Source organism: Acetobacterium malicum subsp. dehalogenans DSM 11527 (assembly GCF_000472665.1).
In the GTDB taxonomy this organism is placed as follows: Bacteria; Bacillota; Clostridia; order Eubacteriales; family Eubacteriaceae; genus Acetobacterium; species Acetobacterium malicum.
In genome coordinates, this window is the sequence record NZ_KI421451.1 from 89,008 (window position 1) to 112,206 (window position 23,199).

Below are 23,199 nucleotides of genomic sequence, written 5' to 3' on the forward strand. Positions count from 1 at the left end.
CCACCCCATGCTCACCGCACCCCCAACCCCAGCCCTGATTGCCCACTGGCAGTCCGTCTTTAAAACCTACCAGTCGCGGCTGGTGCCCAATCGAAAAAGCACCGCTGAGGTGATTGCCTATCTGTCCGAGCGCTATCCGCTGACCGCCGTGGACACCGCCGCCGCCCTGGCGGTAGTCACCGGCAACATTACCGAAAACCGTCCCTTTGCCGAAAAATGTCCGCCGGGACGGGACTTGCGGCCGGTGGTCTTTCGGATTCCCCGGCAGGGGAGTGGCGTCCGGCTGTATGAACAGCGGGAGGCCCTTTATGGTGACACCCCGATCATGGTCGGGCTGGAGCACGAAACGGCCTTTGTGATGGTGGAAGGCAGCAGCGATCTGGCCGATGAACTGGTGGCCTTTGCCGGTCTGGATGCCGCCGATCTGAACAACTACTATCTGGTCGCCAATTACATCGCCTGTCTGGAAAAATTTGGTTTGTTAGCCCAGGTCATTTCGGAGCAACCGCTATTCCAATGATGCCACCTTGAATTAAAAAGACTATCTGCCTAAATAAAAATTAAACGAAATGCGGCTATATTTTAAAATAGCCGCATTTCATTTAAAATATATTGTTAGTTTTCAGCGTTCTGGGTATAATTGATCTATGGAGGTGTGTGCAAATGAAACTAGAAATGCAAATACCAGCTGGGAAGAAAATTATTAATATAAAAGAACTAAAAAATATAGGCTTTAGCTACTATCAAATTAATAAAGCTGTTGAAGCAGGAAAGCTTACAAAGCTGAATAAAAGCAATTATGAAAACTGCGATTTCAATGGCGAGGTATCAGATTTTATCTATGTTTATGCTTATGCACCAACCGGTGTCATTTGCTTGATGAGTGCTGCAGTATTTTACGGTTTGTCAAATTATTGGCCGGATTCAATTGATGTTGCAGTACCAAAGAAAAAAAACATCACTACGTTACCGGACTGGCCAACATTCAATTTATATTATTTCGAGAGCGATCGTTATGAAACCGGAATTTTAGAGCGATGGACGGGGGAGAATCGATTTAAAATTTATGACATTGAAAAAACGGTGGTTGATATAATTTATTATCGTAACAAGATCGGGATTGAGGAAACAAAAGAGATATTGACTAAATATTTAAAAAGAGAAGATCGTAACATAAACAAATTATATCGTTACGCTGAGCTTCTAAAGTGTAGCGATGTTTTAAAAACTTATTTGGAGGTGCTGATTTGATAAGTGCGGATTCCATTAAGGCTAAACTAAAAAACCAGGCATCGAGTCGTGGTCAGTTATATCAGGAAGTTATGACAGCATATGGTTTGGAAAGAACAATTTATCGGATTTCGGTATCTGATACAATCAATTACGGAATTTAAGGAGTATCACGGAATAAACGTATCGGTTTTAGCCTATTTGGATAAAACTAAAATTCCGATTTCCATTGATATTGGCTTTGGTGATGTGGTTCACCCTGACCGGGTTTTGATGGATTTCCCGGTACTGCTTGATATGGAAATCCCGACAATTTATGCTTATTCATTAGCTTCGGCAGTATCTGAAAAATTTGAAGCCATCGTGTCGCTGGGTTATGCCAATAGTAGACTTAAGGACTTTTACGACATCTATATTTTACTCTGTAACTTTGACTTTGATGGAAATGAACTATGTGAAGCAATCATAGAGACATTTTCTCACAGAGGAACACGAATGGATGATATTGTTGCTTTTGAAGATGACTTTGCGGACGATACGACTCGTCGAAACCGATGGAATGCTTTTGTTAAAAAGAAAAGAGCGATGGTTATTATTGAATTTAGTGATTTGTTAATAAGTATGAAACTATTCTTAGAACCTGTAATTAACGCAATTAACAAACAAGAAACATATGAAGGAAAATGGATTTCGGAAAAGAAAATATGGCAGCTATTTTAAAGGTAACTTGTTAGCGAATCTAATTGCTTCAGTGCTTGACTGTGCGCCAAGAGTAGACAAGAATTAGAAAAAGCCTGTAAAGCGACAGTAAGAAAATAGCGTCAACTCGATATGGGCAGCGCTATTCCGACGCTTGCCTATAACCTTGAGGCTAAATTTATTATTCATTCAATCGTTCTAAAATGGATTGACGGTAAGCATCACGAGTATGATCTGCTTAGTTCGGCATAATTACCAACTTTAGGACTAGTCGATGTAAGATATTGTTTTTAACGATTGCCTTTAACTGCATGGCATTATTGGTGATCATAGCAGTACCTCCATATTGTTTAAAATCTTAGGTTTTACTCTGAGTTTTTCGGCAACGTCCATGAGCTTGTTGATATTTTTAGTTTTAGAGCCTGCGTAGGTCTTCATTGCCTGATTCACAATTTGAATATCAGTCGTGTTATTACCTTTGACAATATCACACAGGGTTCGCTCGATGTCATAGACCCGCAGTGTATTGCCCCAGGGCGATTTCAGGGATGTGATGCCCAGTTCATAAATATCGGGAATCACTCTTTTGATAATGACGTTTTCTGTGCTGAGCGAGGAAGCATGATATCCGTGTGGAAAGGTCATATTAAATTTGCTGGGGGTACGATCACTCATTCTGTGAAGATACAGAGCTGTTTCATGCGAGAAAATTCCTTTGTTATAGCGGTATTGAAGTATATACAGCTCATCTTCCCAGACGTCCGGTCGCGCGTAGATACCCCGGCTGATTTTGTATAATTCATTTTTATTAACCAGTTCCGTCAGACAGCGGCGCGGAATATTAGCCGCTGTCACCTGACTGGCAGTAATAAAACCATTATGTTTGTTTATTATTTCTTGAATGTTTTCATTGCAGAGCATCTGTATCATCTCCTTAAATTGTACATTTACACATCATATTCTACCACAATGATGTGCAGTTGTACAGGTGGAATTATACGCTGCGATGGCGGTGCCTGCCATTAATTTATTAATGATCTGACGGTGCCAATTTATAAACTTATGATACCACCATTGCGGGAGATCACGGCTGTCATCAGCCCGCGAGAGCCAATAAAAAAACACTAGCGAGGTAAGGATGAGAGGTATTGACGAAAATCGATCGCAAAAGATAAAATGGCATGGAAAAATCATAACTATCCAACCACGAACCCGGGTATGGCGTTATGTTACCGATAACCGAACCCATTATCACCTTGGCTATAACCTGCTGATCAAAGGTGGAAGTGATGAGGGAAAAACGGAGTTTTGGGTGGCTATTTCGGAAAAACAGCAACAAAAATCCGGCTTTCAAATTGGCGATACCATCGCAGGCAGTGGCTGGACGAAAAAGTACCCGGAACGGGAATTTGCCGATTATTACCGAGCCGGTTCCCTGAAAATTATGAATTGTGAGCGTGATTTAAAAGAGACTGTCTCACCCTGGACGGGACCTCTGCCGGACTTGCAAATCTACGAAGAACGGGGGGCTCGGATGCTCAGTAAAAGCATCTGGCAGGGAAAGTGTCTGACCTGTTTCTGGGCGGCTATGGCCAATGTTGAAATCCAATGGGACTTTGATCGTGATATTAAGAAATATCGCTTTGAAACATATTGCTACGGACCCAAATCCTGTCGGTACTATAAAATGGGCCGGGGCCGATCGGTCCCTTATAAAAACCGGGGTTCCGCCATCGATGATGGCTACCTGGATGAGCTCTGCACCGAAGGACGGGATTGGGATGATTAGAAATCAGAAACCCGTGGTACCTGACATCAATTTATAAGTTAAAAAAGTCGATAGTTATGTCGACAGTATAGAACCACCGCAATTACGCCATCTTAACATACCGAACAATCTCTGCAATCTTTTCTTATCATATTGAGGACGTGCTTAACATTAATCGATTAACGCTGCTTATCGCAGTGACGAACAAAGGAGAACACGATGGAAACGATGTCCTGGTCATTACCAACCAGTCCGGCGGGCGAGCTACCCGTGATTGTCTCGGAATATCTGCTCAATCCGCTGGGCATTTTTGTCAAGCGGGAAAAACGGATGCCTAAGAAAGCCGGGTTGACCGCCTTAACCGGCTTTCGGATCGGCTATGCGGCGGTTCCGGGCACTGATTATCGGGCGGCACCGATGGATCGCAATGCCATTCTCTGGCATAAAATCACCCGCATCAAGGAAGCCGGGGAAGGCTGCCTGATCGTCTCGGGAAACCGGCAGGATACCATCAATCTCTGCTTTGACCCGGTTAATCGAACGGCAGTGCAGGCATTCATAAAAACCATGCGCCAACAGCACCCGACCATCGGGGCGCCGGATGATGTGGCGGCATCCTGGCTGTGCTGGCGGGACGATGATGACTGGGGCGATGCCCAACTGTCCCTGGCCGAGATGGTCGCCCAGGAAAACGATACCGAGCGCTTTATTGAGCTGGAAATTTTTGAAGAAACCCGTCTGCCGGGTGTCCGGGATCATGCCGTTCCGGAAATGCCGGTGACGGCGGAGCGACTGGCATGCTGTTCCCAATGCGGCACAGCTCTCGGGTCGGATGATAACTTCTGCCCGGAATGTGGCCTGCGCCAGCGGGATTGAAATCGAATTAAAAAACTTCCATCAAGCCCATCAGCCTGGCTAAAACCTGCTGATCAAAGGTTGTCGTGATGTGGGAAATCGGGAAAATCTTTGGCCGGTTCTGAGCGCGCCGCCAGCACTTTCATGGCCACCAGTTGTTCGGCTTTGGGTTTAAGGATTTATAGAAGGAATCTCACGATGAAATGTATTCAATGCCAACAATCCGAGGAATTAATCAGCTAAAATGGTTTCGTGCCCGACACCGATTAAACTTATAGGGAGAAAGCAGGTATAAACATGACCTTTATGATACTAATTATATTGATCGGCTTAGCATTTATTCTTTATCCCCGAAAACCAAAAGAGACGACTAAAAAGTCAGAACAAAAACCAGAGCTCAACAAGCAGTGGGATGAAACTGACTATGCAAAAGCAAGTGGATATAGCCAGAAGGACACGCTAAACAATAAAGGCAATCGCGGTGAATATCTGAGCTTTCAAGAACTAAAAAAACTTGAAGGTGATCATCGGGTTTTGGTCAATCTTTATTTACCAAAAAGTAATGGTGAAACCACAGAAATTGATTTGTTGCTTTTATCTGAAACGGGGATTTATGTGATTGAGTCAAAGAATTACAGCGGTTGGATTTATGGTGATGAAAAAAATAAATACTGGACACAAGTGCTTAATTCCAAATCAAAGAAGCAATTTTTCAATCCTATCTGGCAAAATAAAACACATATCAAGGCATTAAAAGAGGTCACGAAAATTCAAGATGATAATTTTTATGTTTCATACATCGTATTTGGTGATACGTGCACCTTGAAAATGGTGAATACCACTTCTAAAGATATGAAACTATTGTATTTGTGTGAAGTAGTTAGAGAATTAAAATCAGCCACGGCGAACAGGATGAAGGTCATGACAAGCGTTCAAGTGGACGAATTGTACCTTAAGTTACAGGCGTATTCGAGAGCAAATGAAGAAACTAAGAATGCCCATATTCAAGCGATTAATAAAAAAGTAAATTAATGGATCCAGGTCGGGATAGTCGTATCGTATTTTGAGAGGTTAAATTAAAGATAACGAAGGCGTTTATACCCTGCATGAGAAATGAAAAAGGCAGTACGATTGTTAACATTGGTGGTTTTGCCGATGGTCGAATGGCATTTCCCTATTACTCTGTTGATGTTGCTACGAGAGCTGGGGTATTTTCATTTATTAAAGCAATAAATCGCGAACTGGAAATCGAAGGTCACGCCACCAGAGTGACTTACTTTTGTCCAAGTCCGGCGGATACCGAGGCCGAAAAGCCATTCCACGTTTTGTGGAAAAAGATCGGCATAACGATTGTACCGGTCGAAAAGGTGGCTTAGGAAAAAGATAAAATATACCTAAGATTGGGATGTGAAAGATTGATGGTAATTAATGATTCTGAAAAGAATAATGAAATTTTTATAGAAAATGAGGACAAGGCGAATCAATATGCGGCTAAATGTTTGATCATTGTTGCAGCTATTGTTGGAAGTGTATGGATTTTAAATTCCATCAATTTTTTTATTATTTCAAAAACGCTGATGAACATAGCCATGCCGACAAGTATAACATTGTTTCTTTTGCCATCGTTGCTGGTTAAAATGATTAGCGGTCAAAAGTGGTACCTGAAATATCTGATCATGGCTTGTACCATTATGGGAATGACCATTCTTTCGACAATGATGACGTATCATACGATCCTTGCCTGGATTTGTCCGTTATTGATTTCCTGCCATTATTATTCTAAAAAGTTTACTGCGTGGACTTTGGCGGGAAGTGTTGTTTTTATGACGATGGCTATTTTTGCCGGACTTTATGTTGGTTTATGGGATTCGAATATGATGGCTGAAATGGATGGGGTGAAAGAGCGGATCATTACCGCAAGCATTTTGATTAGAACCTTTAAGTTCTATTATTTGCCGCGAGTATTTACCCTAATCGCATTCGCGCCAATTTGTTTTACCTTGATGGATCGGACTCGGGCGCTTCTGAATAAACAGAAAAAAGATAATGAAGAAAAAGAACGAATTTCAGCTGAACTGAATGTGGCCACGGAAATCCAAACATCAATGCTGCCCAGTATTTTTCCTGACTTCACGAATCGAGCAGAATTTGAAATTTATGCGACGATGAAACCCGCTAAAGAAGTGGGTGGTGACTTTTATGACTTCTTTTCCATTGATGATGATCATTTGGCAGTCGTGATTGCCGATGTCTCGGGGAAAGGTGTTCCAGCGGCGTTATTTATGGTAGTTGCTAAAACATTGATTAAAAATCAAGCCCAGGTTGGTCGGACGCCGGTTGAAATTTTTACATTAGTGAATGCCCAGCTTTGTGAAAATAACGAAGTGGGGATGTTTGTCACCGCTTTTATGGGGGTATACGAAATTTCGACACATCATTTTGTTTGTGTGAATGCCGGACATAATCCGCCATTGTTAAAAAGAGCAGATGGCAGCTTTGAATATTTGAAATTGCATACCGGCTTTGTGCTTGGCGGAATGGAAGAGATTAAGTATAAACAACAAGAAATGCAGCTGACAAGTGGCGATGAATTATATCTCTATACCGATGGCGTCACCGAAGCAACGAATATCAATGATGAATTGTATGGTGAGGATAGATTGCTTGCTGCACTCAATAATAATAGGGACTTAAGTACAGATGAGTTGCTTTCAAGTATAAAAAATGACATTGACAGCTTTGTAAATGGAGCCCCCCAATTTGATGATATTACAATGGTCGCCTTTAAAATTGGAATTTAGTGATGATGTCAATTTCAATGTATCCATTATTTTCCAGAACCAGCGCAGTAATGGAATAATCTTTCCATGAGTTAAGTCAGATCAGTAAAATAAAGCGAACCAGTTAATCGTGACTATCAAATATGGGCAAGCAATTGGAGGCTGTCAAGGATGAATATTAATTTTAATGAATACTTTAAAAAACAAAATAAATTTAGCGGCAATGTATTGGTATCAAAAAATAATGAAATTATCTTTAGTGAATCATATGGCTATTCAAATAAGGAAAAAGGAATAAAAAATACACTACAAACAAAATTCATGATTGGCTCAATGACAAAGGCGATAACGGCATTAGGCATTATGCAGTTAGCCGAAAAAGGGATGCTCTCAACCCAACAGCATCTTGACGACTTTCTTCCTGACTTTTACAGGGGACGTGGAATCACCATTCATCATCTGCTCACGCATACGTCGGGGATCCCTAACTACTTAATGTTAAAAAAACAATTAAAATGGGGCGAACGTCATAGCCCCCAAGAAATACTGCAAATTGTAAAAGGTTATCAATTGAAATTCCCGGCTGGTGAAAAATGGTCGTACAGCAATACGAATTATCTTATTCTGGGTTTGATCATCGAAATAGTATCGGGTATGAGTTATCACCAATATGTTAAAAATAATCTATTTATTCCGGCTCAAATGAATCATTCAGGTTTTATTGATGAAGAACAAAAAAATGTCGCCACTAATTATATTAGCGGTAAAAAAGGGTTCGATATGGACCCATCAATGACCTTTGCCTGTGGTGATCTTGTCACAACGGTTGGTGATTTTTATTTGCTTGATCGCGCAATCCAGGATGGCAAACTATTCAAAACCCAAAAAGCAAAGGAAATGCAAAAGCCTCACCATGACGGCAAATATGTGAAATGCGGATATGGATTGTTTGTAAAAAAACATTTTGATGGTATAAGTATCTGCCATGGCGGGTCAATGCCAAATGGTTACACGTCTCATTTTGAAAAATATTTTGATGACGATATTAGCATTGTTGTATTAAGCAATGATTTAGTAAAATACCAATTCTTATCACTGAGCGGGGCGGGTGGTACCTATATCAGTAGAGAGATTGCTTCATTAATTTATGGTAAAAAGTTAGGTGCTTTAAAGAAGATATTCTAAAAGATATTATAAAGCGATTATTAAACAAAGGAGATCTGATTATGCGACGAACAATTATTGTGGTGGTGGCCGTTATCGCAATTGGGATAACGGTTTACCTGGTCAGTACGATGAACTTGTTTTCAGACAATAACAATGGCGCGCCAGATGGGGTTTCCCAGGCGACGGCCGACCGCTATCAGGAATTGGAAATTCGCGAATATCAGGGGGTCCGGCTTGACCCGGCCATCGGCCCCCGGGATAATTCAATCTCCGGGATTCAAACGGTCGATCTTGACAGCTATCAGCTCCAGCTAACCGGTCTGGTTGCGAAACCCGGCAGCTACAGCTATCAACAGGTATTGGAAAAAGAACCGTCGCAACGCCTGATTACCCTGTATTGTGTTGAAGGCTGGCAGGCCACGGTACTCTGGGAAGGGGTGCGGATCACTGATTTGCTGGCTGATGCTGGGATTAAAGACGAGGCCACCACCGTGATTTTTCACTGTGTCGATGGCTATACCACTTCGCTGCCCCTGGCGACCATTAAAGACAAAGATATGTTATTGGCCTATGCGGCGAACGGTGTGGCCCTGCCGGCGTCAATGGGTTATCCGTTTATTGTTGTGGCTGAAGATAAACTGGGTTATAAGTGGGCCCGCTGGGTCAATGAAATCGAGCTGTCCAGTGATGAAAACTATAAAGGATACTGGGAAAAGCGCGGCTATGAAAACGACGCAAATGTGAATTAAAAGACTACCGCCCTGGCCCAAAGTGTGATTATTGACGAGGAGATGCAATGAAATTTTCAACCTTTTATTTTAGTGGCACCGGCAACACCCGCTGGGCCGCTTCGGAATTCACTAAAATGATTCAGGACCAGGGCCATCAGGCCGAGCTGTATGCCATTGATATCGGAGCCCAGCTCAGCGATGAGCAGATCCGGACGATTGTGGCTGATGCCGATGCCATTGGCTTTGCCAACCCTATTTATGGTGGCGATATTCCCCCGATTATGCGAACCTTTATCGGCCGCGTGGTGGGCCTGGTCGGGCCGCTGGCGACGGCCAAAAACGTTTATGTGATCAACACCTATGGCTATGTCAACGCCTTTGGACCCAACGAGACGCAAAAGCTGCTGGCTGGTTCCGGCCTTACGTTAAGCGCCTATGTTAATATTCAGCTCTGCAATAATGTCACCAGCAGCAAACCGCTGGACCGAGCCAAACTGGCCCAGCGGATGGTCCGGGGCCGCCAGGAACTGAACCGCCTGGCGGATCGTCTGATCGCCGGTCGCAAACGGATCAGGGGCCACGGTCCGCAACTGCTGATTGGCACGATGATCCGCAAAAAAATACCGGAGGCGATTGCCAAATTTTATCAGACCCTCGGTGTCGACCGCGCCATCTGCACCCGCTGCATGGTCTGCGTCAAAAACTGCCCCACCGGCAGTATCCGGCTGAAGGGCGATAAGTTTGTCTTCTCAGCTGGCTGCACCGCCTGCATGCGCTGTTATAATTTTTGTCCCACCGGTGCCATCACCATCGACGGCGTCGTTGCCGATCCCCACACGTTTCCTCGTTATCAGGGGCCGGAGGCATCAGCGCCAGATGACCTGGCTACTAGGTAAGGTGAGGGATGCTAGTTGGTCGTCAGGGCGATCATCCGGTGCGGCCCCGAAACGATAGAAACCGGCAAACCGGGGTATAAAGTGTCATATCAGAATCATCGGAATCCAAAAGCTGTTGGAGAAAGAGGAAAAAATATGAAACAGAATGACCGGAACTTTTTGTGGAAACGCATGGCCAAAAAGAAAAACACCGGGAGCCAGGAAGTGACCATGGCCCCGAAAGTCAGAAAAGCCTGGCGGAAACGGCTGGGCGAAGCGGATTATCAGGAGATGATGGTGGAGTGTAATTCCGAGGCGATGGCGCTGCTGGTTAAAACTGCGGGCGGCTGGGTCTATTGTTATAACAACTGGGAGCACGAAAAAATGACCGGCTTCGGCCAGAAAGCGATTCGCAATCAGAGTTTAAAAACGGTGCTCGGGGAAGCCTATTATCAGGTCTACGAAAAAAACGCCGACTGGTGCCGGGAAAGCGGCGAAACCACTCTTTTTAAGGGCACGGCCAGCTGGAATGGCGAAATCAGAGAGCGGATGTGTCGCATGACTCCGGTTGAAAACGATGGGCAGGACTTTATCGTGGTGACCGAGTTGAACACTAAAGTGCTTAAGGACTGGATGACTAAAAACCATCTGGCCACAACCCGCTTTGACCAGATGTTTCAGACCCACACCGCCACCATGCTGCTGATCGAACCGGAGTCGGGGCGCATTGTCGATGCCAACCCGGCAGCCCTGGCCTTTTACGGCTATTCCCTGGAGGAGCTTAAGACCATGACCATTGACCAGATCAACACCCTGTCCCAGGCGGCGGTTCATGATCTACGGCAGCAGGCGTTAGCCGGTCGGCAGCAGTATTTTTTGTTTCCCCACCGGCTGAAAAGCGGCGCGATCCGGATGGTCGATGTCCACGCCAGCCCGCTGGAGCTAGACGGCCAGCAGTATCTTTTTTCGGTCATCACCGATGCCACCGAACGGGAACAGAATGCCGCTGCCCTCTATCGGGAAAAGGAGCTCCATAAAACCACCATGGATGCCATCAATGATGGGGTCATTACCACCGATGCCGAGGGTAACATCAGCTACCTCAATCCGGCGGCCGAGCAGGCCAGCGGCTGGCAGCTTGCGGACGTGCTGGGCAAACCCTTTGATGCGATTTTCCCGATCTGTCATGAATATACCCGGGAGCCCCTGACCGGGCTGCTGGCCGAGGTTCTTGAAGATGGTCAGGGCCAGGAAATCACGGTGCCCACTGTGCTGCTTAACAAGGAGGGGATGATGATTCCGATTGAAACCAGCCTCGCCCCGATCCGCGCCAAAAACGGCACCACCAGCGGGGTGGTGATGGTCTTTCGGGATATTACCTTATCCCGGGAAAAGAAACGCCGCATTGAATACTTAAGCTACCACGATGCCCTGACCGGCCTTTACAATCGGCGCTTTTATGAGCAGTATTTCAGTCAGAAGGAGATCAAGCTGATCCATCCGATGGCATTTGTGATGGGTGATGTCAACGGCCTGAAGATGACCAACGACGTTTTTGGTCATGCCATCGGTGATCTGCTACTTGAATCCATTGCCAAAACAATCAAGGTCGGGGCCGGTTCCCGCAATCAGGTGATCCGCTGGGGCGGTGATGAATTCATGATTGTGATGCCCGGGTCGGATCTGAAGGATGCCGAAAGACTGGTCAAACGGATCAAGGAGAAGCTTACGGACATTTGCATTAACGGCACGATTGAAGCCAGTGTCTCCTTTGGGATGGCGCTGAAAAAGAGCCGGGATGATGAACCCGGGGCGGTCCTTAAAAAAGCCGAGGAAATGATGTATCAGATCAAGTTGTTAGAAAGCAAAAGCATGCGGGGAACAACCATTAACGCCCTGCTGGCGGCCCTGGATGAAAAAAGGGCCGAAACCAAGGCTCATACCATGCGGTTGTCTGATCACGTTATGAAGCTGGCGGATCTGTTGGCCCTGAACGTCGAAGCAAAGAACCGCCTGATCCTGCTGACGATGCTGCATGATATCGGCAAGGTCGGGATTCCCGATCATATTCTCGGCAAGCCCGGGAGCCTCACCGACGAGGAATGGCAGATCATGCAAACCCATTCGGAAATCGGCTATCGGATCGCCACCAATGTGCCGGAACTCCATGTGGTGACGGAGGAAATCCTCCATCATCATGAAAAATGGGACGGCAGCGGCTATCCCTCGGGGCTCAGCGGCGAAAAGATCCCACTTAACAGCCGGATTCTGGCCGTCGTCGATGCCTATGACGTAATGACCCATGATCAGGTTTACCAGCCAGCCCGTTCCCATGAAGACGCCATCCGGGAATTACGGGAGCAGGCCGGCAGCCAGTTTGACCCGCGGTTGGTGGAGCGCTTTATTAACCAGCTGTCCCATTGGTGAGCGACCATAATTATTTCAATTGCTGGTCATTCGCTACCGCGGTCAGGGTTCTGCGGTGTAGCTGCCAACCCTGGTCGGTTTGACCGTCGCGGTCGTCGTGCTGAACTATCCAGCTTGCGGCGCTTGACTTTTGCAATCACCCTTTATACAATGTATTTATTTAAACCATTATTAAAAACGATGATAAAGAGGTGTCAGCAGGAGATGAAATCAAGTAACAGAATTATCGTTATGATCGTCATTGCGTTGTTTTGTCTGCCGGCAATGTTGGCCTCGGCTCAGGGGACACCGACGCCCGAAAAACCAGTGATAATAATCGGCGATGATATTAACTATCCACCCTACAGCTTTCTCGATGCGAGTGGCCGGCCGGCTGGTTTTAACATCGATTTGGCCAGGGCAGTGGCTACAGCGATGGGCTATAATATCGAGTTCCGCCTTGATGAATGGGACAAAACCCGGGCTGCACTGGAAGCCGGTGAGATTGATGCCATTGCCGGAATGTTTTATTCGCCCCAGCGTCAGGAAACCTATGCGTTTACCGCCAGACACAGTGTTACCAATGGCGATATCTTTACCCGTAAAGATATCGCGATCGATCAGATTGAAGCGTTGAGAGATCAAACCGTGGTGGTTCAACGCGGGGACATTGTTGCGGAATATCTGGCCCAACTGGATTTAAATATTACCCTGGTCGAGGTAGCAACTGTTGATGAAGCCTTGAAGTTAGTTGCCGATGGCCGCTATGACTACGCCGGGGTGTTAAAACTGCCAGGGCTATATAGCATCAAACAGCAGGGCTTGAAGGATCTCCGGGCCCAAAATCTGGTTTTAACGTCAAATGATTATTGTATGGCGGTTGCCAAAGACAACGAGACGATGCTGGTCACCTTAAACAGTGGCTTGCAAATCATCAACGCCACCGGCGAGTATGATCAGATCTACGAGCGCTGGCTCGGTGTTTATGAAGAAAAAACGCTGTTCAGCCTGATTGAAGAATACCGCTGGCCGATTGCAATCGTCCTGCTGGTCATCATGATGTTGGTGGCCATTAGTCTGCTGCTCAACCGGATGGTCGCCATCCGGACAAAGACACTCAACGAAATGAATACCAGACTGCAGGCCAATCAGGAACAGCTCGAAGTGGCGAATACTAAGTTGGAAGTCAAGATGAATGAACTCATCATGATGGAGGCCTCTGCGCGCGAGCAGTACAATTTGCTCAGGACCAGTCAGGCCCAGCTGCTTCACAGTGAAGAAAAGAATCGTTCCATTGTTCAGGCCTTGCCGGATGTCGTCTTTACTTTCAATGATGACGGCAAATATATCGATTGTCAGGCCAGTGATGAAAAGCTCCAGGCGGACTTAAAATCCCGCTATTTGGGTAAATATCTCAGTGAGGTGTTTCCAGCTGACATTGCCACCGAAGCGCTGTCTAAAATTAGCACCGCGATTGCTACCAAGCAGCTGCAAACCTTTGAATATGAGCGGCTGATCAATGGGCAACGGCAGATTTTTGAAATGCGCCTGGTCAGAAATAATCGGCATGAAGTGATTGGCATCACCCGAAATATTACCGCGGCGAAGTTATCCCGGGAGCGGATCGAGTATTTGAGTTACCATGATCAGTTAACGGGACTCTATAACCGCCATTTTTTTGAAGATGAGTTGCTTCGTCTGGATAAGCCATCGAATCTGCCGCTTTGCCTGATGATGGCCGATGTGAATGGTCTCAAACTGATTAATGACACCTTTGGTCACCTTATCGGCGATCAACTGCTGAGCCGGGTGGCAGTGGTTTTGCAGGAAGCCTGTGGCCAGCAGGGCACAATCGCCAGAATGGGCGGCGATGAATTTGTGATCATGGTGCCTCATTTCAACGTGACGCAGACGCTCCTGCTGGTCGAACGGATCCAAAAACTAAGTAGTCAGGAAAAAGTTGGTTCCATCGATTTATCGATTTCATTAGGATGGGGCATCAAAACGGCCGCCCATGAAGACGTCCAGGAGGTCCTGAAGCGAGCTGAAACTAAAATGTATAAGCAGAAGCTCTTTGAAGGTCCCAGTATCAGAGGCCATACTATCCAGGCCATTATTACGACGTTGAACGAAAAAAATAAACGGGAAGAGTTGCATTCTCACCGGGTCTCTTCACTATGCCGGCAATTCACTGTGGCTTTGAATTTCTCGGATCAGGAAATTCAGGAAATTGAATCGGTGGGATTACTCCATGATATTGGAAAGATTGCCATCGACGAAGCGATTCTCAATAAACCAGGCAAGCTGACTGACGCTGAGTATGAAGAAATGAAGCGTCATCCGGAGATTGGCTACCGTATTTTAAGTACCGTCAATGACATGGCGGAAATAGCCGAAGTGGTTCTTAATCACCATGAACGATGGGATGGCAAAGGCTACCCCCGCGGTTTAAAAGGTGACCGCATTCCGCTTCAATCACGAATGATTGCCATTGCCGACACCTATGATGCCATCACCAGCGATCGCAGCTACCGCAACAAACGGACTGATCTGCAAGCCTGCGAAGAATTAAGAAAAAATGCCGGCAGCCAATTTGACCCCCAGCTGGTCGAGCCTTTTATCAAGGCAGTCAGTGCGGCGGTGTCAACCGGACAATGATTTTCCTTGTTGATTGGGAGCATCCAAAATAATTTGGGGGTCCGGGAAATCGGTATTTCAGCGCTGTTGATTATCACAAATGCTTTAACCGAGGAAAATGAGGTGAATCAGGTCGAAATGCAATTTCAAGCAAAGGATGGCCGTTTTTCGGTATGAAACCTTTGAGTTATTTGTTAAAGAGTTGCTGGAATAAATCATATCGCTTAAGATATGATTTTATTTTTAATCGCAAATCAACACCGTTCAAATGTTGGCTTGAGCTACGTTTTGTAGCGGTGCTAATAAAATTAAGTTGGGGGGATTTATTATGTTAATTTACGCCATTATATCCATTACTCTGGCGCTGGTATTCTATACGATTGGGGTCTGGAGTGAAAAAATTCAGGGCCAGCTTAAACCATGGCATTTAGTTGTATTTTATATTGGCCTGGTGTGTGACACAACCGGAACAATCTTGATGAGCAAAATCGCCTCCAGTGGATCGTTCCTCAATTTCCATGGCATTACGGGGATGCTGGCGATTGTCCTGATGCTGTTCCATGCCGTTTGGGCAACGGTGGTTTTATTTAAGGGCGACGAACAGGCCAAGGCAAACTTTCACAAACTCAGTTTGGTGGTTTGGCTGATCTGGTTGATCCCGTTTGTCTCCGGTGCCATCTTTGGCGTTACCATTTAATCGGACGATGCTGGCTGATGCGCAAACAGTTAATGTATTGGGGGTTCTCACGGGAAGGGTTGATGTCGAACTAAAGGCTTGTTCATCAACCTGTTGCTGTGGTAAAATGAAATCAGATACACCCGAAAGTGGTAAAAGGAGAAACCGGAAATAAAAAGAAAAAACATCGTTTTGTTGGTGGTGGTTGTCGGTCTGGGTCTGGTCTTGTCGGGATGAGGTGCCAAGAAAGATATAACCGATTACGCAAAAGCTGAACATTGGCTCAATATCCCCAGTAGCACCGTCAATGTCGATGTCTATTCGCCCGGCAGTGCCACCTTTGGCAAGGGCGTTTACCATACCTTCGACTATCCCTTTTATTATTTTAACCTGCGCCAGAACGCCGAGAACCGCAGCGACAAATACTTAGAGAAAAAGTAATACACCCGGGTAACGACCCGGGTGTAGAGATGTTGCGCTATTTTTAGGTGTTTATTAAAAAACTTAAACCGGCATCAGTAACGAAATGAGGATTAATTTATGGAAAGATATCAGGTAACAGGCAATCATCAGATCCGCATCACCATTGTCGGCCTCTGTCTGTTGGGGACGATTTTTGTAGCGGTCTATTTTAATTACTTCAAGGGCATTGACGTGGTCTACACCCATCTGTTTTATGTCGTCATTGTGATGGTGGGGTTGTGGTACAAACGTTATGTGATCCAGCTGGCGATGTTTCTGGGTGGCTTTCATATCATCATGGACTATCTCGGCCATGGGGCCTTTTTAATGGCGCCACTGCTCCGGGCCAGCATCCTGCTGTTTGTTGCTTCGGGGATCTATTTTCTGATCAATCAGCTGGAGTGCAGCCATAAAAATCTCGACCGGGTGCTGAAAAGCGTCGGCGATGGCATCATCGTCGTGGATCTGGAACAGCGGGTGACGATGCTCAATCGGATTGCCGAAGAGCTGACTGGCTGGACTAATGATGAGGCCCGGGGCAAAAGCTTTAATCAGGTCTTTATGCTGTCTCATGAAAACCCTGAATACCAGGTCACCAATCCGGTCGAGGCGGTCCTCAAAAGCGATTGCAGTACGGTCTCATCGAACCATGCGATCATCACCGACCGCCATGGCAACCGCTTTAATATTGAAGACAGCGCCACCCCAGTCAAGGACGGTGAGGGCGCCACCACCGGGGTGGTGCTGATTTTTCGGGATATCACCGAGCGGAAGGTACAAAGTGAGCAAATTGAGTACCTCAGCTATCACGACCATCTGACCGGGCTTTATAACCGCCGTTATTTTGAGAAGGAACTCAAACGGATCGACGGCCGCCGCCATTTTCCCCTGTCGATTATTATGGGGGATATCAATAGCCTGAAAATGATCAATGATTCGTTTGGCCATCTGGCCGGGGACGAGGTGATCTATGCGGCCGGCAAGATCGTTAAAAAATTCTGTCGGCCCAACGATGTGGCGGCCCGCTGGGGGGGCGATGAATTTGTGCTGTTGCTGCCCAATACCGATGAGGAAGCCACCGCCAAAATCGTTGAGCGGATGAATCAGGCCGTGGCCCTGGCCCCAATTGACCAGGGCATGCTTTCGATTGCCTTTGGCTGGGACACCAAAAAAAACCTGTCCGAAGACATCACGGCGGTCTTTAAAAATGCCGAAAACTACATGTACAAACACAAACTGCAGATGAAACCCCAGGTCCGGGACAATACCATTCGCATGATTATGGCGTCCCTGTATCAGAAAAGTGGGATTGAAAAGACCCACAGCGAGGCGGTCAGTCGCTATGCCCGGCTGCTTGCAGAAGAAATGCAGCTCAGTGACAGGGAAATCGAGACCCTCAACTGGGTGGCGCGGCTTCATGATATTGGCAAAGTCACCCTGGATCCGGGAGTGTTGGATAAAAAGGGCCCCCTGACCGCCGATGAATGGGTGGCGATCAGACGGCATCCGGAAATCGGCTACCATATTACCAACACCACCGCAGACATGGCCGAAATTGCCCTGGCGATTCTGGGCCACCACGAATGGTGGGATGGCAGTGGTTATCCCAAGCACTTGTCCGGTCGGAAAATTCCGCTGCTGGCACGGATTATCGCCATCGCTGAGGCTTATGATGCAATGCTCAGCGACCGGCCCTATCAGCCGGCCATGGATCAAAGCCGGGCTGTCCACGCCCTTGTTCACGGTGCCGGCACCCAATTCGATCCGAATATCGTTGCTATTTTTGTCAATCGGGTGGTTGGAAATTAGAATGGAACATTAAGATTTTTATGATATAGTAGTTAACATTATGCCAATGCAGCTGTGCGAGGGAGGCCGGAGATAAAAATGCTAAGTGATGATGTTAAAGCGATGATTAACTATGTTAATGCAATTTTAAATAATAAAAAGATGAATAATGACGTCCCCAGGATAGCTGAGGGTGATGCTGATTTTTTAGAACTGGAACAGAACCTTCAGACCATCAAAAAGGGCGAAAAAATCGGTAACGATAGTGATGAGCGCCATCGGCTGATGATCGATAATGCCTGGGACATTATTGCAACCGTCGATCTGGCCGGAAATTTTACCTATATCAGTCCTTCGGTTGAAAAAATAACTGGTTATCGTCCCGCCGAAGTGATCAACCATTACCGGGAAATCGGCTATTTTCTGCCGGGAGTACAACAAGAGATGGATCGCCAAAGGGCCCGTATTAAAGCGATGGTGGAAAAGGGCGAACACTTTGATGCCATCAATTTTGAGCAACGGCAGGTGCGCAAGGATGGCGCCAGTATCTATACTGATACCGTTCTGTCGGGGATTTACGATGACCAAAACAATTTTCGGGAACTGCTGGCGATCAGTCGGGATATTACCGAAAAAGTAAAGCTGCGCCGGGAAATGAGAGCACTTTCAGAAACTGATAAACTGACCAAGCTTTATAATCGGGTGAAGCTGGATTATACCCTGGAGTATGAATTGTGTCGGGCCAAAACGACGGCCACCACTTTTGCTCTGATTATGATCGATATTGATCATTTCAAACGGATCAATGATCAGTTGGGACATCTGGCTGGCGATGTGGTCTTGGTGGAGCTGGCTAAACTCTTCAAAGCCATTATCCGATCGACGGATCTGATTGGTCGCTGGGGTGGGGAAGAATTTCTGGTAATCCTCCCGGATACAGATGACTGGGAGGCAATGGATCTGGCTGAAAAAATCAGGAGCCGGGTAAGTGAACACCGTTTTCCCGAACAAGAACAGATCACCATCAGTCTGGGAGTATCGGTTTTTAACGGCGATGCGACAGTTGACAGCATCATCCATCGGGCCGATCAGGCTTTATATCAGGCTAAGAGAAATGGCAAAAACCAGGTTCAACGGATGTGAAATTTTTTTGCCGGTTACTCAAATCAGATCTCAAATATTGAACTGAAAACGGTTGAAATGGAGTTGCTTTAATAGTATACTAGTATCTGGAAAGTGTCTACTAGAGTAACCATAACTCAAGAAATAAATCGACAAACTTTGGAGGGAAAAAGATGTTAAAAAATTACATGGAGGATGCGGTTGATTCATTTTTACCACATATGCTCAAACAGTATCCAGAAATATGCCGATGCGAACTCTGTCTTGAAGATATTAAGGCGATCGCACTCAATAAGCTGAAACCCGCTTATTTTGTAACCCACGAAGGATTGCTGTTTTCGAAAATCGATGAAATGACGACCCAGCATAAGGCCGATCTGACCAGTGAACTGACCCGGGCCATTGATATCGTTTCAAAAAATCCCCGTCACCCCAAACAATAGCAGGAGCGTCTCCTGAACCAATAAGCCCGCAATGCCAACCGATCCGGGTTGACATTGCGGGCTTATTTTTATGGAACTCGATTGTTTGTGTTTAGACCAGGTAAAGTTTATAAATCAAAGGCGACCGCGGTGGCAGTGACAGCCTTGTCCTTATCTTTAGAAGGGATGATGCAGCTGATCCGGATTTCTGAAGTGGTAATCATCAGCATCTGGATATTGTTGTCAGCCAGCAGTGCAAAAAACTTGGCCGCGACGCCGGACTGACTGCGCATGCCAATGCCCACCACCGACAACTTGGAAATATTTTCGTTGATAATCACGCCGATGCCGGGGTGTTTTTCCTGAAAAGCAGTGAGGATTTTCTTGGCATCATCCAGATCGGATGCCGGGGCAGTAAAGGAAATGTTTATCAGATCATCGATGGGGGCACTTTGGCTGATCATATCGATGTTAATGCTTTTGGTGGCAAACTGACTGAAAAACTGTGAGGTGATATTCTTATCAAAGGGAATATCACGGATGGTGATCATAATTTCGTCATTGTCAATGGCCACGCCAGTAATGGATTGTCCTTCCATGTTGTTTTCTCCTTTTGTAATAATGGTGCCGGGGACGTCGAATTCGCTGGAGGCGACCCAGATCGGGGTGTCGTATTTACTGCCCAGCTCAATCGCCCGGGGATGCATGACCCCGGCGCCGAGACTGGCCATTTCCAGCATTTCTTCATAAGAGACGGTGTCCAGCTTTTTGGCTTGGGGATAAAGCCGGGGATCGACCCCGTAGATGCCTTCGACATCGGTATAAATTTCGCAGGGGGCATTCAGTACGCAGGCCAGCGCCACGGCACTGGTATCCGAGCCGCCGCGGCCGAGGGTGGTGACGTCGTCATTTTCATTGACACCCTGAAAACCGGCGATGATGACGATCTTATCTTCATTAAGTGATTCGAGAATCTTGGTAGTGTCAATTCCTTCAATTCGCGATTTGGTATGACGGCCACTGGTGCGGATGCCGACCTGGGGGCCGGTAAAGGAAATGGCGTCGTGACCCATGGCCTGCAGCGCCATCGACAGCAGCGAAATGGAAATCTGTTCACCGGTGGACAGTAGCCGGTCCAGCTCCCGCTTAGGTGGGGAGGGATTGATGGCATAGGCCAACTTGACCAGATCATCAGTGGTTTTGCCCATGGCCGAAACCACCACGACAATCTGATGGCCGCTTTTTTTCTTGGCAATGATGCGTTTGGCAACATTCTGAATCCGTTCGGTGGAACCAACCGAGGTCCCACCGTATTTCTGAACAACGATATTCATGAGATTAACCTCTAAATCAGTAGCAGCTATGATTAATCGACTGTTAGTTGATCCTTTCTGTATGGTGTGGGGGGCGATGTGAAATACCGTACCGTTACGGTTCTCTGTAATTCTTACACTAAGGTCTTGAGATCGGGGTTTGCACCAAACTATCGTACCGACCAATTGTTAATCTGTTGTTCGCCACAAGTTCGGACAGGCTATCGCCGTGTCCGCCTTGATGCGTACAACATGATGTAACAATTGTCGGTACTACTTTGATTTAATACAAAACTTTTCACTATTTAATGTAAGAATTAAAAACAGTGTTTTCTTGTTGACGGTACTGGTGCGTGCTTTGTTTTTGGGCGCTTACAGCTAAACTCAATTGCCTGGATACGGGTTTCATAATCAATTTCGTAACGTGTAGGCGAACTGTACAAGAAAATGTTGTACGCTCTAGTGTAGAAATTGCTTTATGCAAACCCTCAGCCAGGCTGACGCACTCTATATTAGCGCCGCCGGAAGTCGTCAACTAGTCGTTGACGACCATGGCCATGTCGTAGCGGCCGGGGGCCTGGCCGACCAGGAACTGGGCGGCTTTGACGGCACCTTCGGCGAAGACTTTTTTGGACAGAGCGATGTGGTTGACTTCAATGATTTCGTCGTTGCCGGCAAAGATCACCGAGTGTTCGCCGGGGATGGTGCCACCGCGGATGGCGTGGATGCCCAGTTCGTTTTCGGTGCGCTTGGCATCCCGGCCGTAGCGGCCATAGCTGTAGTCTTTTTTAGTAATCAGTCCGTCGTTGATGGCGTCGGCCAACAGCAGCGCGGTACCGCTGGGGGCATCGAGCTTTTTATTGTGGTGCTTTTCGATGATTTCAATGTCAAATCCGCTTTCCAGCTTGGCGACCATCTCGGTCAGCATCTTGGCGATCAGATTGATCCCCAGCGACAGGTTGGCGGTTTTAAACACCGGGAATTCTTTGGCTCCTTCATCAATGGCCGCCAGATCGGCTTCAGACAGGCCGGTGGTGGCGATGACGATGGGGATCTTTTTGCTTCGGGCAAAGCCGAAAATCGCCGGGAAGGCGGCAAAGTGGGAAAAATCGATGATCACATCGACGGCTTCGGTACACTTGGTCAGATCATTGTAGACCGGAAAGGGCAGGGTGGTCAGCGCCTGCTGATCAAAACCGGCCACCACCTGGGTATCGGGGTTGGCGGCAATGATCTGCTGTAGGGTGGCACCCATAGCACCGGAGACGCCGCTGAGTAGAATATTGATCATGGCGACCTCCTATAATAAGCCGTAGGCTTTTAAATCGTCAATCAATTTATCTTTGTTGGCTTCTTCCATCTCAATCAGCGGCAGCCGCATTTCGCCGGAGTCCAGACCCATCAGGCCCATGGCGGTTTTAACCGGGATCGGGTTGGTTTCATAGAACATCGCCAGATTCACCAGATTGGTGCTGAATTGCAGCTCCCGGGCCCGCTCCAGATCGCCAGCCATAAAGCTGGCCACCAGCTCGTGCATGTCGGCGGGAATAATATTGGCTGAGACCGAGATCACGCCTTTGCCGCCAACCGCCATAATCGGCAGGACATGGTCGTCGTTGCCGCTGTAAATATCAATGTCGTTGCCGCAAACCCGGGCAATTTCGGTGACCTGACTGATGTCGCCGCTGGCTTCTTTAACCGCCGCCACGTTGGGGATCTTGCTCAGTTCTTTTATGGTTGATACCGAAATGTTCATGCCGGTGCGGCTGGGGACGTTGTAAATAATCACGGGAATCGTGATGGCATTGGCAATCGCCGAAATATGGGCGATGATCCCGCGTTGAGTGGATTTATTGTAGTAGGGGTTAATGATCAGGCAGGCATCAGCGCCGGCTTTTTCGGCTTCTTTAGACAACATGATCGAATAGGCGGTGTCATTACTGCCGGTGCCAGCCACAAAGGGCACCCGGCCATTAATGTACTTGCCGGCATCGCGGAGTAGTTCGAGATGTTCATCATCGGTCAGGGTTGAGGTTTCACCGGTGGTGCCGGCAATCAGAATGGCATCGGTTTTATTTTCTATCTGCCAGTCAATCAGTTTATGAAAGCGTTCAAAATCAACTTTCCCATCTTTAAACGGGGTAACCAGGGCGACACAGCTTCCTGTAAAAATACTCATTTCAATCTCCTTTGATTGTGGTTTTGTGTGAGATACCGTACCGACCAATTGTTAATCTGTTGTTGGCTGCGCAGAATCGGACAAGCGCT

The 23,199-nt window shown here is 46.8% G+C and carries 21 protein-coding genes; 17 read left to right on the forward strand and 4 right to left on the reverse strand.

Annotated elements, in window-relative coordinates:
• The first annotated feature begins 7 nt into the window (after positions 1-7).
• From A3KS_RS0119385 to A3KS_RS0119395, 3 genes are all read left to right on the forward strand, one after another.
• Positions 8-520 (forward strand): hypothetical protein, encoded by a 513-nt coding sequence (locus A3KS_RS0119385; RefSeq protein WP_026396300.1) that lies wholly within the window; start codon positions 8-10, stop codon positions 518-520.
• Between the two features lie 143 nt (positions 521-663).
• Positions 664-1,251, forward strand: a complete 588-nt coding sequence (locus tag A3KS_RS0119390; RefSeq protein ID WP_026396301.1) for a type IV toxin-antitoxin system AbiEi family antitoxin domain-containing protein — start codon at positions 664-666, stop codon at positions 1,249-1,251.
• An 81-nt stretch (positions 1,252-1,332) separates the two neighbouring features.
• Positions 1,333-1,950, forward strand: coding sequence for a nucleotidyl transferase AbiEii/AbiGii toxin family protein (locus tag A3KS_RS0119395; RefSeq protein WP_026396302.1), 618 nt, complete (start codon positions 1,333-1,335; stop codon positions 1,948-1,950).
• A gap of 306 nt (positions 1,951-2,256) precedes the next feature.
• Here A3KS_RS0119395 and A3KS_RS0119405 read toward each other — a convergent pair whose 3' ends face one another.
• A complete protein-coding gene (locus A3KS_RS0119405; RefSeq protein ID WP_026396303.1) occupies positions 2,257-2,850 on the reverse strand; it encodes a type IV toxin-antitoxin system AbiEi family antitoxin domain-containing protein in 594 nt (197 codons plus the stop codon).
• Between the two features lie 217 nt (positions 2,851-3,067).
• Here A3KS_RS0119405 and A3KS_RS0119410 point away from each other — a divergent pair, with 217 nt between their 5' ends.
• The 14 genes from A3KS_RS0119410 to A3KS_RS0119480 all read left to right on the forward strand — a co-directional run bounded on the left by A3KS_RS0119410 (position 3,068) and on the right by A3KS_RS0119480 (position 19,639).
• Entirely contained in the window at positions 3,068-3,718 is a 651-nt protein-coding gene (locus tag A3KS_RS0119410) for a hypothetical protein (RefSeq protein WP_026396304.1), read from the forward strand.
• Between the two features lie 198 nt (positions 3,719-3,916).
• Entirely contained in the window at positions 3,917-4,573 is a 657-nt protein-coding gene (locus A3KS_RS0119415; protein WP_026396305.1) for a zinc ribbon domain-containing protein, read from the forward strand.
• A gap of 276 nt (positions 4,574-4,849) precedes the next feature.
• Positions 4,850-5,584 carry a nuclease-related domain-containing protein gene (locus A3KS_RS22130; protein WP_084505091.1) on the forward strand — a complete coding sequence of 245 codons (735 nt, stop codon included), beginning with the start codon at positions 4,850-4,852 and terminating at the stop codon, positions 5,582-5,584.
• A gap of 50 nt (positions 5,585-5,634) precedes the next feature.
• A complete protein-coding gene (locus A3KS_RS0119425) occupies positions 5,635-5,928 on the forward strand; it encodes an SDR family NAD(P)-dependent oxidoreductase (protein WP_278247331.1) in 294 nt (97 codons plus the stop codon).
• Positions 5,929-5,970: 42 nt separating this feature from the next.
• Complete coding sequence (locus tag A3KS_RS23000) at positions 5,971-7,353, forward strand: PP2C family protein-serine/threonine phosphatase (RefSeq protein WP_051356019.1); 1,383 nt, start codon at positions 5,971-5,973, stop codon at positions 7,351-7,353.
• 150 nt (positions 7,354-7,503) lie between these two features.
• The gene (locus tag A3KS_RS0119435; protein ID WP_035356852.1) at positions 7,504-8,517 is read left to right on the forward strand and encodes a serine hydrolase domain-containing protein; all 1,014 of its coding nucleotides are present in this window, start codon (positions 7,504-7,506) and stop codon (positions 8,515-8,517) included.
• 41 nt (positions 8,518-8,558) lie between these two features.
• Entirely contained in the window at positions 8,559-9,248 is a 690-nt protein-coding gene (locus A3KS_RS0119440) for a molybdopterin-dependent oxidoreductase (protein WP_051356020.1), read from the forward strand.
• 47 nt (positions 9,249-9,295) lie between these two features.
• Positions 9,296-10,126 carry an EFR1 family ferrodoxin gene (locus A3KS_RS0119445; protein WP_026396309.1) on the forward strand — a complete coding sequence of 277 codons (831 nt, stop codon included), beginning with the start codon at positions 9,296-9,298 and terminating at the stop codon, positions 10,124-10,126.
• 135 nt (positions 10,127-10,261) lie between these two features.
• Positions 10,262-12,532, forward strand: a complete 2,271-nt coding sequence (locus tag A3KS_RS22140) for an HD domain-containing phosphohydrolase (protein WP_156913399.1) — start codon at positions 10,262-10,264, stop codon at positions 12,530-12,532.
• A 204-nt stretch (positions 12,533-12,736) separates the two neighbouring features.
• The gene (locus A3KS_RS0119455; RefSeq protein WP_026396310.1) at positions 12,737-15,169 is read left to right on the forward strand and encodes an HD domain-containing phosphohydrolase; all 2,433 of its coding nucleotides are present in this window, start codon (positions 12,737-12,739) and stop codon (positions 15,167-15,169) included.
• 307 nt (positions 15,170-15,476) lie between these two features.
• A complete protein-coding gene (locus tag A3KS_RS0119465) occupies positions 15,477-15,845 on the forward strand; it encodes an HsmA family protein (RefSeq protein ID WP_026396311.1) in 369 nt (122 codons plus the stop codon).
• 519 nt (positions 15,846-16,364) lie between these two features.
• Complete coding sequence (locus A3KS_RS23005) at positions 16,365-18,095, forward strand: HD-GYP domain-containing protein (RefSeq protein ID WP_051356022.1); 1,731 nt, start codon at positions 16,365-16,367, stop codon at positions 18,093-18,095.
• Between the two features lie 78 nt (positions 18,096-18,173).
• A complete protein-coding gene (locus tag A3KS_RS23010; RefSeq protein WP_051356023.1) occupies positions 18,174-19,217 on the forward strand; it encodes a sensor domain-containing diguanylate cyclase in 1,044 nt (347 codons plus the stop codon).
• Positions 19,218-19,369: 152 nt separating this feature from the next.
• Positions 19,370-19,639, forward strand: a complete 270-nt coding sequence (locus A3KS_RS0119480) for a late competence development ComFB family protein (protein WP_026396312.1) — start codon at positions 19,370-19,372, stop codon at positions 19,637-19,639.
• 107 nt (positions 19,640-19,746) lie between these two features.
• Here A3KS_RS0119480 and A3KS_RS0119485 read toward each other — a convergent pair whose 3' ends face one another.
• From A3KS_RS0119485 to dapA, 3 genes are all read right to left on the reverse strand, one after another.
• On the reverse strand, positions 19,747-20,952 hold the full coding sequence (locus tag A3KS_RS0119485) for an aspartate kinase (protein WP_026396313.1): 1,206 nt from the start codon (positions 20,950-20,952) through the stop codon (positions 19,747-19,749).
• A gap of 514 nt (positions 20,953-21,466) precedes the next feature.
• A complete protein-coding gene (gene dapB / locus A3KS_RS0119490) occupies positions 21,467-22,222 on the reverse strand; it encodes a 4-hydroxy-tetrahydrodipicolinate reductase (RefSeq protein WP_026396314.1) in 756 nt (251 codons plus the stop codon).
• Positions 22,223-22,231: 9 nt separating this feature from the next.
• The gene (gene dapA, locus A3KS_RS0119495; RefSeq protein WP_026396315.1) at positions 22,232-23,110 is read right to left on the reverse strand and encodes a 4-hydroxy-tetrahydrodipicolinate synthase; all 879 of its coding nucleotides are present in this window, start codon (positions 23,108-23,110) and stop codon (positions 22,232-22,234) included.
• Positions 23,111-23,199 lie beyond the last annotated feature (89 nt).